Origin of the sequence: Corallococcus sp. CA041A, from assembly GCF_003612075.1 — a bacterium.
GTDB lineage: Bacteria > Myxococcota > Myxococcia > Myxococcales > Myxococcaceae > Corallococcus > Corallococcus exiguus.
Map to the genome: position 1 here is coordinate 1 of NZ_RAWF01000133.1, position 14,446 is coordinate 14,446.

At 64.4% G+C, this 14,446-nt stretch carries 16 protein-coding genes and 1 pseudogene; 5 read left to right on the forward strand and 12 right to left on the reverse strand.

What is annotated here, in order from left to right; translation table 11 throughout:
* Positions 1–469: 469 nt before the first annotated feature.
* From D7V77_RS23185 to D7V77_RS23195, 3 genes are read right to left on the reverse strand one after another with little or no spacing between them, the layout of a single operon-like run.
* Positions 470–760, reverse strand: coding sequence for a hypothetical protein (locus D7V77_RS23185; RefSeq protein WP_120578474.1), 291 nt, complete (start codon positions 758–760; stop codon positions 470–472).
* Entirely contained in the window at positions 757–1,401 is a 645-nt protein-coding gene (locus D7V77_RS23190; protein ID WP_120578475.1) for a hypothetical protein, read from the reverse strand. Before D7V77_RS23190 ends, D7V77_RS23185 begins: the two co-directional genes overlap by 4 nt.
* Before the next feature lie 3 nt (positions 1,402–1,404).
* Positions 1,405–2,100: a hypothetical protein gene (locus tag D7V77_RS23195; protein ID WP_147452133.1), complete on the reverse strand. Its 696-nt coding sequence runs from the start codon at positions 2,098–2,100 to the stop codon at positions 1,405–1,407.
* Between the two features lie 141 nt (positions 2,101–2,241).
* Between D7V77_RS23195 and D7V77_RS44890 the strand changes: the two are divergent.
* Positions 2,242–2,370, forward strand: a pseudogene (locus D7V77_RS44890) (transposase); the annotation flags it as partial.
* A 102-nt stretch (positions 2,371–2,472) separates the two neighbouring features.
* Here D7V77_RS44890 and D7V77_RS23205 read toward each other — a convergent pair.
* Genes D7V77_RS23205 through D7V77_RS23215 form a run of 3 tightly spaced genes read right to left on the reverse strand, consistent with a single transcriptional unit; the run spans position 2,473 to position 4,679 of the window.
* Positions 2,473–3,948: an IS66 family transposase gene (locus tag D7V77_RS23205; protein ID WP_233597180.1), complete on the reverse strand. Its 1,476-nt coding sequence runs from the start codon at positions 3,946–3,948 to the stop codon at positions 2,473–2,475.
* A 46-nt stretch (positions 3,949–3,994) separates the two neighbouring features.
* Positions 3,995–4,360, reverse strand: a complete 366-nt coding sequence (tnpB, locus tag D7V77_RS23210) for an IS66 family insertion sequence element accessory protein TnpB (RefSeq protein WP_120578478.1) — start codon at positions 4,358–4,360, stop codon at positions 3,995–3,997.
* A 4-nt stretch (positions 4,361–4,364) separates the two neighbouring features.
* Positions 4,365–4,679 carry a hypothetical protein gene (locus tag D7V77_RS23215; protein WP_120578479.1) on the reverse strand — a complete coding sequence of 105 codons (315 nt, stop codon included), beginning with the start codon at positions 4,677–4,679 and terminating at the stop codon, positions 4,365–4,367.
* Between the two features lie 247 nt (positions 4,680–4,926).
* On the opposite strand from D7V77_RS23215, the gene D7V77_RS23225 reads away from it, so the two are divergent.
* Complete coding sequence (locus D7V77_RS23225; protein WP_120578481.1) at positions 4,927–5,397, forward strand: transposase; 471 nt, start codon at positions 4,927–4,929, stop codon at positions 5,395–5,397.
* A 10-nt stretch (positions 5,398–5,407) separates the two neighbouring features.
* On the opposite strand, the gene D7V77_RS23230 is transcribed toward D7V77_RS23225, so the two are convergent.
* The 6 genes from D7V77_RS23230 to D7V77_RS23255 form a co-directional block, all read right to left on the reverse strand.
* On the reverse strand, positions 5,408–6,277 hold the full coding sequence (locus D7V77_RS23230; RefSeq protein ID WP_120578482.1) for a DUF5131 family protein: 870 nt from the start codon (positions 6,275–6,277) through the stop codon (positions 5,408–5,410).
* Between the two features lie 169 nt (positions 6,278–6,446).
* Entirely contained in the window at positions 6,447–7,718 is a 1,272-nt protein-coding gene (locus D7V77_RS23235) for a three-Cys-motif partner protein TcmP (RefSeq protein ID WP_120578483.1), read from the reverse strand.
* Positions 7,719–8,310: 592 nt separating this feature from the next.
* Positions 8,311–8,946, reverse strand: coding sequence for an EcsC family protein (locus tag D7V77_RS23240; protein ID WP_120578484.1), 636 nt, complete (start codon positions 8,944–8,946; stop codon positions 8,311–8,313).
* A gap of 39 nt (positions 8,947–8,985) precedes the next feature.
* Positions 8,986–9,426: a hypothetical protein gene (locus D7V77_RS23245; protein WP_120578485.1), complete on the reverse strand. Its 441-nt coding sequence runs from the start codon at positions 9,424–9,426 to the stop codon at positions 8,986–8,988.
* 118 nt (positions 9,427–9,544) lie between these two features.
* Positions 9,545–9,937, reverse strand: a complete 393-nt coding sequence (panD, locus tag D7V77_RS23250; protein ID WP_120578486.1) for an aspartate 1-decarboxylase — start codon at positions 9,935–9,937, stop codon at positions 9,545–9,547.
* A 101-nt stretch (positions 9,938–10,038) separates the two neighbouring features.
* A complete protein-coding gene (locus D7V77_RS23255) occupies positions 10,039–10,881 on the reverse strand; it encodes an LEA type 2 family protein (RefSeq protein WP_120578487.1) in 843 nt (280 codons plus the stop codon).
* A gap of 85 nt (positions 10,882–10,966) precedes the next feature.
* Between D7V77_RS23255 and D7V77_RS23260 the strand changes: the two genes are divergently transcribed.
* Genes D7V77_RS23260 through D7V77_RS23270 form a run of 3 tightly spaced genes read left to right on the forward strand, consistent with a single transcriptional unit; the run spans position 10,967 to position 14,416 of the window.
* On the forward strand, positions 10,967–12,499 hold the full coding sequence (locus D7V77_RS23260) for an alpha/beta hydrolase (protein ID WP_233597181.1): 1,533 nt from the start codon (positions 10,967–10,969) through the stop codon (positions 12,497–12,499).
* Positions 12,500–12,512: 13 nt separating this feature from the next.
* The gene (locus D7V77_RS23265) at positions 12,513–13,247 is read left to right on the forward strand and encodes an ATP-binding cassette domain-containing protein (protein WP_120578489.1); all 735 of its coding nucleotides are present in this window, start codon (positions 12,513–12,515) and stop codon (positions 13,245–13,247) included.
* Positions 13,244–14,416, forward strand: coding sequence for an ABC transporter permease (locus tag D7V77_RS23270; protein WP_120578490.1), 1,173 nt, complete (start codon positions 13,244–13,246; stop codon positions 14,414–14,416). Before D7V77_RS23265 ends, D7V77_RS23270 begins: the two co-directional genes overlap by 4 nt.
* Positions 14,417–14,446 lie beyond the last annotated feature (30 nt).

Consider the following 14,446-nt stretch of genomic DNA (forward strand, 5'->3'; position numbering starts at 1 on the left):
CGCACAGCAACTCTCGCGATGCCTGCGCTCGCGACTGGCCACTGGCCACCTTCGCCACCGCCATGCACCGTCGCAGGGTGAGCGGGCAGCCAGTCCTCTCACCCCAGCGAATCAGGCGCCTGCGGTCACGACGGCGTAGGCGGAGCTGTTCCCCCTGTGGCAGGGCTCGCTTCTCCTTCTGGTTCTTGCGCACACAAGGCCGAACGGAGCGGGTTCCTGCCGCTTCCCCACCCGTCCAGCGCCTGCCTACCCTCCGGGCCGATCGGGAATCACGCCTCGCCGTTTAGCGGCGCGGTCCTGCATGGCTGGGAAACACGAGGAGTCGCAGGTCGGCTCGTAGGACACGGCTGCCATTGCGATGCCATTCGATATTCTCCTGGTTCTTCAACAGGAGAAGGACTGCGATCCCTTACGAACTACAGATGTAAGAGTAAGCAGCGTGGATGTCGAGCCAGCCAGTTGTGGCAACTCACGGGAAGATAGCGCGGCTGTGCTGCACGCCGACGGCGTCCACCTCAGCTGCCTCGTCAAAGGTCATCAGCGCCAGATGAAGCGGCAGTGCTAGAGCATCAGGGTCGATGGCTCGTCGAAGTGTGTCGGCTTGGTCGGCGCTTTTGCAGAGGATCATCAAGTCGATGTCCGCTGCATTAGGCTCGTCTCGGTCAACTGAGCCGAAAAGATGCCACTCAGTCCCTTCGGCCTCCGGTCCAAGCGAGACAGCAAGCTCGCGAAGGCTAGCAACGACGCGCTGGCGAATCACTTTGCCAGCCGCCCCATCAACTCGCTGAACGTCAACGCCTGAGCACCCATCGAGTTAGCAGCCGCTTCCGCCTGGGGGGTGATTGAGCCGTAGTTCGATGACTTGACGACGACATCAAAGTGGCCGAATCGATCCTTGGCGTTGCGCACGTCCTCGGCGCCCATGTTGTACGCATTGATAACCGCAACGATGAGGCTTTTGCCGATCTTGCGATCGATGTTGAATGCTGTCTCGTAGACATACGAGACACGGGACACGTTCGAGTGCTGTTTCATCGCGTTGATGAAAAAGCCCATGTTCTTGTCTCGATAGGAACCGGCGTCCTTTGTAGCGGCAGCCCGAGAGATATCGCCCAGCGTTCCGAACGCGGCAGACGCCGCATGGATAAAGCGGATGGCTGCGCCGCTCCACAAGGTTTTGGAAGGAACGTTCATCACAAACTGCGGCTTGGTAGCGCCGGCGAAGAGGGGCTCCACATCCGGCAGTTCAATCACATTCTGCACGCCCAGGACTGCAACCAGGAACGTGTAGCCGTCTTTCGACCTGACAACCAAGAAGTTCTCAGGCGTGCGATTGACACTCTTGATGTTCTCCTTGGTCGTGAGCTTGTCAGCTGCCCAATCGGTCACGTTGCCGCTCATTCGTCAGTCCTCCAGAATCTTGGACAACTCACCGGGGAAGCGAGATGCGTCTTCTCTATTTCCTTCGATATGGAAGGCTTCCAGGTCGTCAATGTGTTGCCGGAACTGCTCCAGCGTCGCCTTCTCATCCCCGCGAAGTAGATAGCGATTGGCGTCGAGGACCGCGAGCATTCGCCTGCTGTTGGGGAGGATGCGCGTCAGCATCTTGCGTCTCCACCGTTCAGCGGCACCGCTCTCCGGGTTACGGGCAGCTTCGATGTGAGGACCGTACTGGTTGAAGATCGCATGGTTCTCCGTCAGCAGCGGTTCTACGACCTGGCGCGCAACGGCGCGGTCGCCAAACTTCACGGCGCCAAAGAGCCCTTGGAGCTTGTTCGCGTGCTCGCGCTTCCAGCCCAGCATCATTATGTCCGGGAAGGCGCCCGGCGCCTTGTCCACCATCGTATGGCAGTTCGCGCAGAGCATGACCAGGTTCTCAAAGGCTCCGCGCTCCTCCTTGCTGAGATCCGGTTTAGCCCGAGGCCCACCATCGTTGGCCGCAAACACGTGAGCCATCTCTGCGATGTGGATGGACTCGCCCGCCGCGTCAACGAAAAGCTCCTTGGCGCATCCTGGGTTTTGGCAGTAGCCGGCCGATGCGGCAAAGAGTCGGCGCTGCGTATGCGTATCAGGCGATGCGGCGCCTCTGGAGCAAGTCATCTTGGTATCCCGTGTACATCGCGTGTTACCCCATCTTACAGTACCTAACGAAAGTCAGGGCCGGGCTGGTCGTTAGCAAGGGGCATCCCCAACTTGAGGGACATGGTTGGTGAACTCGTTCCAGACGCCTTCTAGCAGCGCATGGCGCCGCTGCTGCCACTGCCTCGGCCGAAGAAGCAACTGGGCCGCCCTCGGACGGATGACCGAGCGGCGCTGGAAGCCATCGTCTTCGTGCTGCGAAGCCGCATCCCTTGGGGTATCCGTCCGGCGAGCGACGTGACCGAGCCTATTGCAGAGGGACGGGGACCGTGCTCGGCGATGGTCGCGAGCCTGTGCGAGAGCGGGCTGACGGGGCGGACCTGAGCAGGGGGCTCAGGACGAATCGGCGGCGCGAAGGCGCTTCCACTCGTGCGGCAGCAGCTCTCCGATGCGGGCGTTCGGGTGCGTCTGGACGCGCAGCAGCACGTCGGCCAGGTACTCCTCGGGATTGACGCCGTTGGCCTCGCAGGTGGCCACCAGGGCGTAGAGGCCCGCGAGGTTTTCACCCGCGGCCTCGTGGCCGACGAAGAGAAAGTTTTTACGCCCCAGGGCTGCCTTGCGCAGCGCCGATTCCGAGCGGTTGTTGTCCAAGGGCAGACGCTCATCCGAGACGAAGCGGCTCAGCGCATCCCACTGCTTGAGCGTGTAGGAAATGGCCTGGCCCAGCGGACTCTTGGGCGGGTGGCGCGGCGCCTGCGCATCGAGCCAGGCACGAAGTCGCTTGAGGACGGGGGTGCTGCTGAGTTGGCGCAGTTCGCGGTGCGCGGCGGTGCGCACCACGTCCGCGCCTCTCGCCTGGGCCTCCACGCGGTAGAGCTCGAGGATGAGGTCCATCGCCTCGCGGGATTCGGGCGCGGTGGAAAGCGCGTCGAAGAAGCGGCGGCGCACGTGTGCCCAACACCCGACGCGGATTCTCCCCTCCGGCAGCGTCACCGCGTTGTAGCCCGTGTACGCATCCACCACGAGGGCGCCCCGGGTGCCGCCCAGGACTTCCTTCGGCGTCTTGCTGGCCCGCCCCATGCTGAAGCGGTAGCCGATGAGCCACTGGCCCGCCTCATTCTGGGTGAGGAAGGTCCAGAGGTAACCCAGCCTTGTCTTCTTCACGTCCAGCACGCGCAGCGGGGTCTCGTCGGCCCACACCACCTCTGCGGCGGCAATGACTTGAAGCAGGTGGGAGGACAGAGGCAGTAGGACGGAGGCGGACTTGTGGAAGAGGTCCGTCAGGGTGCTGCGACTCATGGGCACGCCGCTTCTCTCCACCCGCTGGGCGAGTCGGTGCAGCGGCATGGCATCCGCGCACTTCGACGTCACCACGTGGGCCAGGAAGCCGGGGCCGTACTCGCCCCTGTCCACCACCCGGGCTGGAGGCGGGGCGGTGACGATGCCCCGGCCGCACACGCACGCCAGCACCTCCTGCACGTGCACCTGCTTCTCGAAGCGGGCGGGCACGTGCTCGTACACCACCGAGGTGCGGCCCTGGCCCAGGGGCTTCAAGTCCTCGCTGCCGCAAGCCGGGCAGTGGCGCTCGTCGGGGGGCACCGCGTGGCGAATCTCTCGCGCCGGAGCCTCCTCGGCTTTCCGGGTGGCTCTCTCCTGGCGCTTCTTCTTCGCCGCCTCGGCCCGGGCCGCCGTCGAATCCGCGTCCTTGCGCAGCTCCGTCGCCACCGGGGGCAGCTTCTCCGCCCTGCGGCCGAAGACGTGGCGCTCCAGCGTCGCCATCTTCGCCTCCAGCGATGTCAGGCGCTCCTTGAGTTCCTCCGCCTCCTCGCGCCAGGGGCAGAAGTGGTCCTGAGGCAGCTCTCGGGGCACCAGGCCTCAACACGCCACCGCCGCGCGGCGTCCCGGGCCGGGCGCGTCAGGTGCCAGTGCGCCCGGGAGGCGTCCAGGCGGGCTGGCGCCTCACCTGGGCCACGTCGATGCCATCCAGCAGCATCGCCAACTGCGTGGCGTCCAGCGTCACCGCCTGCGCGCCCGCGTCCACCGGTGGCAGCCGGAAGCGGCCCGCCTCCAGCCGCTTGTACAGCAGCACGAAGCCGCCCCGACTCCACGTCAGCACCTTGATGCGGTCGCCCCGCCTGGAGACGAAGGCGAAGAGGTGCCCCGAGTAGACGTCCTCGCCCCACGCGCCGCGCACCAAGGCCATGAGGCCGTCTATCGACTTGCGCATGTCCACCGGCTCCACCGCCAGCACCACGCGCACCGACGCCGGAAGCGCGAACACCCGCTCACCGTCCCAGCGCGGCGACGAGCCGGGCCACGTACGCCACGTCGGTCCCCACGGCGAACCGCACCCGCGCTCCGCTCGCCGCCACCACCTCCAGCAGGCACTCCGTCGCCACCGGCGGCGGCGCCACCTGCACCGGCAACAGCCGCACGGCTTCCGCTCGCGACGGCGCGGCTCGTCGTGCCCGGTACACCCACGACTGCAACGTGCTCAGCCGCACGCCCCGCGCCAACGCGAACTCCCGCTGCGTCTGCCCGCTGGCCTCGAACGCTTCCGCAATCCGCGCCCACTCCGGCTTCTCCACCTGCTTCGACATGCCCGGAAGCGTCCGCCGCGAACCGCGCCCCCGGCAATCCCTCACGGCACGTCATTGGCCGGACGGTTACCCCTTGGGCGATGCTGCCTCGCAAGCAGTTCGGCCTGTCGGGCATGACAGCCTGGCGCAGGCTGGAGGAATGGACCCGCGCGGGCGTGTGGGAAAAGCTTCAAGAGCGGCTGCTGGATGAGTTGGGACTGCGAGGCAAGGTGGACTTCTCCCGTGCCTCCATCGACTCCTCGTCCATCTGGGCGTCAAAAAGGGGACCCTCACGGGCCCAAGCCCGACGGATAAAGCGAAGGCGGGTAGCAAGCATCATCTTCTCGTAGACGCCCAGGGCCTGCCGCTCACCGAATCCGTGACGGCCGCCAATGTCCACGACACGCACGAACTCTTCCCTCTCGTCGACTCCGTGCCCGCGGTAAGGATGCCTTCGGGCCAGCGAAGACTGCGACCCACAAAGCTGCATGCCGACAAAGCCTACGCCTCCAGGAAGAACCGGAGTGGGCTCCGCCTGCGCGGCATCGTCGCCCGCATCGCGCGTCCGGAGGTGGAGTCCAAAGAGCGGCTTGGCCGCTACCGCTGGGTCGTGGAGCGCACGCTAGCCCGGAAGAACCAACTGCGCCGGCTCCGAGTCAGGGACGACGTCCACTTCGGTTTCCTCGTCCTCGGCTGCTGCGTCATGCTCCTGCGTCGCCTCTACCCTGACATTTGTTAGAGGCTGTAAATTAAGTGGTGGCTGATTGCGCTATGTCCAAAACTGGCGCGGGCTGCTTTGATGGTCTTCGGAGCGTGAAGGTCGACTCTGTGGTCGCTCGTTCTGTGGATGCGATTAGGCTTAGTCTTTGCTCTCGGTCTGGAATCGGAGTGTTATTCCGAATTGGCATCCCGTCGTACGTGCGCCCATCTAGTTCTCGGCCAAACCGACTTTTTTGTACGCCGCCCCATTGCTTGAAGAAGAATGGAATGCCGGCCTCTCGGCATTGTCTCCGAAGAGAGACAACCCATGCGCGTTTAAGAGGACGTGCACCTGGGCCGCTTTCGCCCCCGACAATGACCCAGTGGATTCCATCAATTGAGACTGAACCGAGATCTTCAAGAAGAGGCTCAATTGATAGGAATCGTGTTTTCGCCGGCGCATCTTTTAAATGAGCAATCCTGGGCAACCCGAAACGCCGATCCTCTACGCTGACCCCCCACCAGATATGTTCATTTTTTGATACAAATGATAGCTTTGTTTTTAGGAGTTCCTTCATGCGCTGAGCTCTTTTGGTGAGCACTTGGAATGTGTGCCAAGGCGCCACGTTCATCACTTGCGCAACTGCTACGATATAGTCGTCGGGTATTGCCTCATGGAAAAGATCGCTCATGGAGTTGACGAATATGAACTTCGACGAACTCCACTTGAGTGGTTCTGTCAATTTTTCAGGAACAAGGCGTATGTCGAAACCCTGCTCATAAGGATGCCCTGGCACGCCACGAAAACGCTCAGCGAACGTTTGCGCGTAGCAATGTTTACAACCAGGCGAAATCTTAGTGCACCCCCGCACTGGATTCCAAGTTGCGTCAGTCCATTCAATTTCGCTCTGCTGCGACACGGAAATACTCCTGAGGCTAGTTTTTAGGGATGCTGAAATTTAGTTCAGTATTGCCATTTCCGCAAGATGGGGCGTTGCGATGCGTAAGCCCGAAACCCCGGAGCCTACTTGTTGGACGAAGTGGGGTGAACTGGAAAATAATGAAACATAGATAGGGGAATTGTGGTTTTTATTTTTTTCCGAAAAAGAAGGTTCTTTGTGGAGGAAGCTGAATAATGTCCTTCGTGTCGATGCTTTCGCCTTTCCTTCGCTGTACGCCAGATGGACTTTGAATGATTAGCTCCTTTGTTTCGATGAATTCACTCATTGCTTCCCGATAGATGTCGCTGCTAGCGGGTGTGGTGTTGCACGTGCGGTCTAGTAGTGTTTGGAAGTCTATTCCGCTTGGATGCCCGCGCATCAGCGCAGGAAGATCTCTTTGAAGAGCTTTGATGCTTAGTTCTCGTGCCTGATTGTCGAAGTTAAAGTCTTCGAAGCGTGCTTGGTTTGTTATGCTGCGGTCCTTGTGTGGATCGTACCCAAGCATGTTTAGGCCGGCTCCGCCGTTGTGTCTGAAATGGTTTTGAAGTGCCCAGTGGAGCTTGGTCATCTCATCTCTTGCTTGAGCGTGCATTGATAGATGCACAAGCCAGTAGTCTTTGTTGCTCTCTCGGGATGAGATGAAAAACGGGGTGTAGTATTTAGCTCCGCTTGCCTTGTGGATTTCCGGCGAGAGAAGAGATTGGATGATGGTTCTGCGATCTCCGGCTCCTTTGGTTGAGTTTATCAAGCCATCAGAGAGCGTCTCCAGTAGTCCTAGTCTCTTGAGGATTTGACGCGAGGTGTCGGAGGTGGAGAGGTAGTCAATTAATGAGTCAACAGCGAAAGTCAAGATGACCTCCGCCTTTTGAAGGCTGGAAAAGATCTTGAATATCAATGGAAATGGGACGTCTTTGTATCCATATTGGTCGAGCAGGAATATGGATCTGCCTTTTCTGCTTTTTTGTCGGATAGAGTTGATGATTGAGTCGGACTTCTCTGCAAACTCACCATTTACGAGCTGGATTTTTGAGCTCAGTTGGTTTTTGAAGCCCCGCTCTTCGAGGGTGTATTTTAGGAAGTCGAGTGATGACTGTTCTTTTTCGACGAAGAAATAGTCGGCATCGAGAAGGAACTGCTTCTTCCTGTTTTTGTTGATGTTGTGTTCGGCCTCTAGGGTGGCCTCCAAGAAGATGAGGGGAGATCCTGGGACGGTTTGCTTGGTTAGTTCATGCTGATAGAGCCCTCCGCCAGCAAAGCCATCGACAAGTGTGAGTCGAAGGCGATCCATCTTGGGGTTGCACACGACTACTTCTAGATACCTGGTTAGGTATGCTCTAAGAATCTCGTGTTTCGCTAGGCTGTGGGTGTGGATGATAGGGGGCTTGGAACCGAGTTCCCATGAGTATTCTTTTTTTGCCATTTGTGGTGATGTTCTTGCGGTGCTTAGGTTTTTGATGCTTGGGAAGAGTCATCTCTCGTCTTAGATGCCAGCTCAGCTCAACGCTCCTGTGGCGTGCCGTGTCCTGCACCGTCATGAGCGTGTTTCTAGATGAAACTCTACCATGAACCTGAAGGCTTAAGTCCCACTGGTAACGCACGTACCCGCGTGGCTTCTGCTAGGTTGCCGATGGGTATTGCCAGCAGGAGCTGAGCGTAATGGCGCGCCCCAGAGCGCTCGAGGCCCCTAATGAGCACTGTCCGTTCGCTCGTGAAGAGGGACGCGTGCAATAGCCGGTAAGTGTTGATGAAGCGCTTGTCGGCGCGGGGATGAATGCCTGCTGCGACTTGAGAACGCGAGGCACGTCGCTGGGAATGGCGTGCTCGGAGTTGAGGGCCAACTCTGGTGCCAGCAACATTGCCATTGCATGCGAGCGGGCTCCACTAAGAGGCCCCTCTGTAATCATGACGAGCCCGATGGATTCTCGAGCCGACTCGGCACAAGTCTTCACTGGCTGCCCCCAAACGTGTCAGGCCTTGTGAATGCAAGCCTAACACGTGGGATTACCCGACAGTCACTCCCCGCTCGCCGCCTTGCGCCTGGCGGTGCGCGCCTTGGCATGCGCCTTGTCGAAGCCCTCGTAGAAGCGCACGGCCTGCTCACCCACCATCTGGATGTGCTGGTTGTTGAGGTACGCGGTGATGGGCGCGGCGACGAGCGGCATCGCGCGGCCCAGCGTCGTCATGCCGCCCTTCGCGAGCAGCAGCGCCGCCAGCTTCCCCAGCACCTTCGGTCCGGAGCGGTGCAGCGGCCCCAGCCCGTTGGCGTAGCCGAACAGGTCCAACATCTCCCCGCGCGCCCGGTCCGTCTTGAGGTTCGCCTTGTAGAGCGTGGCCACGTCCGTGAGCAGGACGAGCTGCAGGTAGGCCATGAACGTCAGGTCCGCCGGCAGCGAGATGAGCCCGAACACGCCGCTCACTCCGCCGACCATGCTCGCGAGGCTCTTCTTCTCGTCCACCAGCCGCTGCGCCAGCTCCTTGGTCGTCGCGGACGGGTAGCGCTTCTCCAGCGCCGCCACGCGCACGCGCGCCCGGCCGATCTCCCCCTGGATGAGGTCCGACAGGCGCAGCGACCCCAGCTTCTTCAGCTCCGCGGGGGTCAGCTTCTTCATGAAGCCCAGCCGCTCTGTCACGCCGTCGTAGAAGGCCATGTCCTCCTCCTTGGCCGCGATGCACGCGGCCGGTCGTCTCTAGTAACCCCGCTCGGCCAGGTACAGGTCCACCAACGCGCCTTCTTCGTACCAGCCGTGTCGCATCTCCGACTTGAACCACCGCGAATCCGGACGCGCCGAGCGCACCTCCAGCTTCACCCGGTTGGGCCCCGTGTCGATGACCGCCGCGCGCGCCTTGCACGCCGCGCCCGGCTCCTCGCCGAAGCCGCCCTCCAGGCACACCTCGTCCCCCACCGACAGGCGCCGGGTGTACTCCTGGGCCAGGTAGAGGGCGTCGTCACAGCCGCTGCGCACGGAGGACTTCCCCAACGCCGCGCAGCGGTCCTGCGCGGGCGCCCGGATGACCGGCACGTTGGAGATGAACGCGTCCTCCTGGTTGGGGTCGCGCTGATACGAGCCCACCTGCTTGCACCCCGTCACCGCCACCAGGACCGTCAGGCCCGCCCACGTCCACTTCATCGCGTCATCGCCTCCGGGACGCGCGTCGCCGCGCCTCCGCGCCAACAAGGAAAGGGCGGGAAGCATGGCAGACAGGGCCAGGTGCGGCAAAAGGTGCCGGAAGGACCCGTGGGCGTCTCTACGCGATACGGCGCGCGGGCCCGGGGATTTCCTCGGTGACGCCGGGAACCGCCCGGTTCTTTCCGTCCACGAAGACGACCGTGGGCTTCCAGTGGGCGGCCTCCGCCTCCTCGACCTCCGCGAAGGTGGCCAGGATGACCAGGTCGCCCGGCTGGTTCAGGTGCGCGGCCGCGCCGTTGATGCAGATGACACCGCTGCCGGACTCGCCCTCCAGGGCGTACGTCTCCAGCCGGGTGCCGCGCGTGACGTTCCACACCGCGACCTTCTCGAAGGGGAGGATGTCCGCCGCCTTCAGCAAATCTCGGTCGATGGTCACCGAACCCTCGTAGTCGAGGTCGGCCTGGGTCACCGTCGCGCGGTGGATCTTGGACTTGAAGAGGATGCGGCGCATGGGGGGCCCTCGGGAAGCGGCGCAACCGTAACGGCTCCCCTGCCCGGGGACAACATCCCCGGTGTCCCACGCACCGCCTGCCTCCCTGCACGCCCTGCTGTTTACTTCGTGAAATTCACGAGCTGACTCAGGTTCAGGGGCACGGACTGCGCGTCCGACGTCAGGTTGCCCGTCAGGCTCACCTGCGCGTTACCACCCGAGCGCAGCGCCATGGCCGCGGAAGCGGCGCTCGCGAAGTTGATGGTGAGTGGCAGGGTCACCTGCTTCGTCCCACTTCCGTCCAGCATGCCCAGGTTGCCCGTGGAGAGGTTGCCCACGTTGGCGCCCGCCACCTTGAGCGCACCGGTGATGCCCGCCACCGGCAGGGGGAAGGCGTTGCGGTTGGTGATGGCCAGGGGGAACTCCACCGTGGCCCCGCTCAGCGTGACGTTGGTGATGCGCGGCGCCTGGAACTGCACCTGGGGAATCTTGGGGACGGGGAACGTGCCCTCCTTCTCCAGGGGGAACTTCAGCACGCCCAGCGGCGTCTGGATGCCCAGCGAACCCTGCGCCTTGAAGGCCGCCACGTCCTTGTCCAGGAACGTGGTCACCACCGGCGCGATGTCCGCGAACTTCACGTTGGCGGGGAAGACAATCTGGCTCTTGCCGTTGGACTTGAGGTTCAAGCCCTCCTTCGGCTTGCCGGCCACCAGCTGCTTGCCCTCCACGAAGAAGGCGTAGTCCACCGACGCCAGCTTCAGGCCCAGGCTGTTGGGGTTGTCCAACTCGTACACCAGATCCACCGTGGCGTCGGACAGGGAGGCGTTCGCCAGCCGGGCTGTCTTGAACTTCAGCGTGGGCTTCTTGAAGGCACCGTTGAGCAGGCTCTGCAGCGCTGCGCAGCCGGAGAGCGTGGTGAGCGACAGGGCGAAGAGGACCAGGAACGCGCGTTTCTTCATGGGCATGGGCGTAGCAGAGGACGCACCGCGTTCGCGCGGATTCAATCGCCGCGCGTGTCGGGGCCTCGACGGGTGCACCTTCGGCACTCCAATGGTATGCGCCAGGGGACTCCCCCGTGCTGGAGGTTGGCCCGCCGTGACAGGTGGCATCTTGTCTCACCCCCTCGCCGCGCTGGCGGTGCTGGCCGCGCTGTCGCTCACGGGCTGCTCCCGGTCCTCCAACGCCGAGGCCGCCCCCGCGCGGCGGATGGACCTGAAGCCGTGCCGGCTGGACGGAGTGGCCGCGCAGACGCTCTGCGGCACGCTGGAGGTCTTCGAGGACCGGGCCGCGGCGAAGGGGCGCAAAATCTCCCTGCGCGTGGTGGTGGTGCCCGCGCTCGCGTCGCAGCCGAAGGAGGACCCGTTGTTCTTCCTCGCGGGCGGCCCCGGCCAGGCGGCGTCCCGCACGCGCATCCTTCCCGCGCTGGATCGCATCCGGCGTCAGCGCGACATCGTGTTCGTGGACCAGCGCGGCACGGGGGACTCGCACCCGCTGGACTGCGAGGCGTTGAATCCCTCGCGCACGTCGCTGGCGGAGCGCTTCGAGGACCGCGAGGACGCGGACGTGATTCCCCAGTGCCGCAAGGGCTGGGACGCGGACGAGCGGCTCTACACCACGTCCATCGCCATGGACGACCTGGACGACGTGCGCGCGGCGCTGGGCTACCGGCAGGTGAACCTGTGGGGCATCTCCTACGGGACGCGCGCGGCGCTGGTGTACATGCGCCAGCACCCGGACCGCGTGCGCACCGCCATCCTGGATGGCGTGGCCCCCATGGGGCAGTACCTGCCGCTGTACGCCGCGCGCGATGGCCAGCGCGCCCTGGACCTGCTCATGGACGCGTGCGCGAAGGACGGCGTCTGCGCGAAGGCGTATCCGGACCTGCGCGCCCGCACGGAAGCGCTGCTCGCGAAGCTGGAGGCCGCCCCCGCGAAGGTGCACCTGTCGCATCCGCGCACGGGCGTGCCGGAGGACTTCACGCTCACCCGGCGCGTCTTCCTGTCGGAGCTGTTCTCGCTGCTCTACAGCCCGGACGTCGCGTCGCTGGTGCCGCTGATGCTGGACCGCGCCGCGAAGGACGACTGGACGCCCTTCGTCGCGCTGTCGCTGGGGCTCACCGACGAGGTGGCGCGCACCACCAGCCGCGGCATGTTCCTGGCGGTGGTGTGCGCGGAGGACGCGCCCTTCTTCACGGAGGAGGACGCCGAGCGTGAAGCGAAGGGCACCTGGTTCGGTTCACGCATGGCGCTGGACGTGAAGCGCGGGTGCGCGAAGTGGCCGCAAGCGAACGTGCCCGCGAGCTTCCGCGAGCCCGTGAAGTCGGACATCCCCACGCTGCTGCTGTCCGGCGAGCTGGACCCCGTGACGCCGCCGCCCTGGGGCGAGGAGGCGAAGCGGACGCTCACGCACAGCCTGCACGTGGTGGTGCCGGGGTTGGGACACAACACGGTGGGCGCGGACTGCGCGCGCACGTTGATGGCGGAGGTGCTCACGCGCGGCAGCGTGGAGGGCCTGACGCCCGACTGTGGCGCGGGCCTCAAGCGGCCGCCCTTCTTCACCTCCTTCGCCGGCCCTGTTCCGTAGGACTCAAGCGCCCATGATTGAAGCCAGGAACCTGCACAAGCGCTTCGGCTCCGTGACGGCCGTGCACGACGTGACCTTCACCGCGGAGGACGGCGTCATCACGGGCCTGCTGGGCCCCAACGGCGCGGGCAAGACGACCACGATGCGCATGCTCTACACGCTGGTGCGCCCGGATGGCGGCACCGCCACCGTGGACGGCGTGGACGTGGCGAAGCAGCCGGAGGTGGCCCGGCGCGCGCTGGGTGTGCTGCCCGACGCGCGAGGCCTCTACCCGCGCCTCACCGCGCGCGAGCACGCGCGGTACTTCGGCGAGCTGCACGGCCTGTCCGGCGCCGCGCTGGACGCGCGCGTGGAGGAGCTGGTGGAGCTGCTGGACATGAAGGACATCGCGGACCGGCGCACGGAGGGCTTCAGCCAGGGCGAGCGCGTGAAGGTGGCGCTGGCGCGCGCGCTGGTGCACGGGCCTCGCAACGTGCTGCTGGACGAGCCCACCAACGGCCTGGACGTGATGGCCACGCGCTCCGTGCGCACGCTCTTGCGCAAGCTGAAGGCGCAGGGCTGCTGCGTGGTGTTCTCCAGCCACGTGATGCAGGAGGTGGCCGCGCTGTGTGACCGCATCGTGGTGGTGGCGCGCGGGCGCGTGGTGGCGGACGGCACGGCGGACGCGCTGCGTGCGAGCACCGGCAAGGACAGCCTGGAGGAAGCCTTCGTGAGCGTGATTGGCAGCGAGCAGGGGTTGCGCGAATGAAGGGCCTCATCGGGACGGTGCTGCGCAAGGAAGTGCTGGACCACCTGCGGGACAAGCGCACGCTGGGCACCGCGCTGATGTGGCCGCTGTTGGGTCCGCTGGTGTTCCTGGTGATGTTCAACGTGATGGCCTCCTGGTACCGGCAGGACCGGCCGCTGGAGATGCCGGTGGTGGGCCGCGAGCACGCGCCCAGCCTGATGGCCTTCCTGGAGCGCTACGGCGCGAAGCTGTCGGAGGCCCCTCGGGACTACGAGTCGCTGGTGCAGGCCGGGAAGCTGGACCTGGTGCTGGTGGTGACGGACGACTACTCGAAGGACTTCGCGGACGGGCACACCGCCGCGGTGCGGCTGGTGGTGGACAGCTCGCGCAACAAGGCCCGCCAGTCCGTGCAGCGTGCGCAGCGGATGTTGGCGGTGTATTCGCAGCAGACCGGCAGCCAGCGCTTGTTCGCGCGCGGCGTGTCGCCAGAGCTGGCGGTGCCCGTGCGCGTGGACGAGCTGGATTTGTCCACGCCCGAGCGCACCGCGGCCACGGTGCTCACCACCATCCCGCTGTTCCTGGTGATGGCGGCGTTCGCGGGCGGCATGCAGCTGGCCAGCGACACCATGGCGGGCGAGCGCGAGCGCGGTTCGCTGGAGCCCCTGTTGCTCAACCCGGCTCCTCGCGGCGCGGTGGTGGCGGGCAAGTGGCTGGCCACCTGTGCCATGGCGGGCACGGGCGTGCTCTTGTGTCTGGTGGGTTACTTCCTGGTGGTGAAGCGCGTGCCGCTGGAGGACCTGGGCGTGCGTGCCCGCTTCGACGCGCCGGCCGCGCTGGGCATGCTGGCAGCGGTGATGCCGCTGGTGCTGGCCGCGTCCGCCGTGCAGATGTGGGTGTCCACCTATGCACGGTCGTTCAAGGAGGCGCAGACGTACCTGTCGCTCCTGATGGTGCTGCCCACGCTGCCCGGGATGATGCTGGCCCTGTCCCCCATCCAGACGCAGACGTGGATGTTCGCGGTGCCGGTGCTGGGGCAGGAGATGCTCGCGGGCGAGGTGATGCGCGGCGAGACGCTGGGGCCGGTGCCCTTCCTGCTCGCGCTTCTGTCCTGTGTGGTGGTGTCCCTGGTGGCGCTGCGCTTCACCACGCGTCTGTTGACCCAGGAGCGCATCATCTTCGGCAGGAGCTAGCGGGCAGGCTCGGGCCGACCGAGCCGGGGG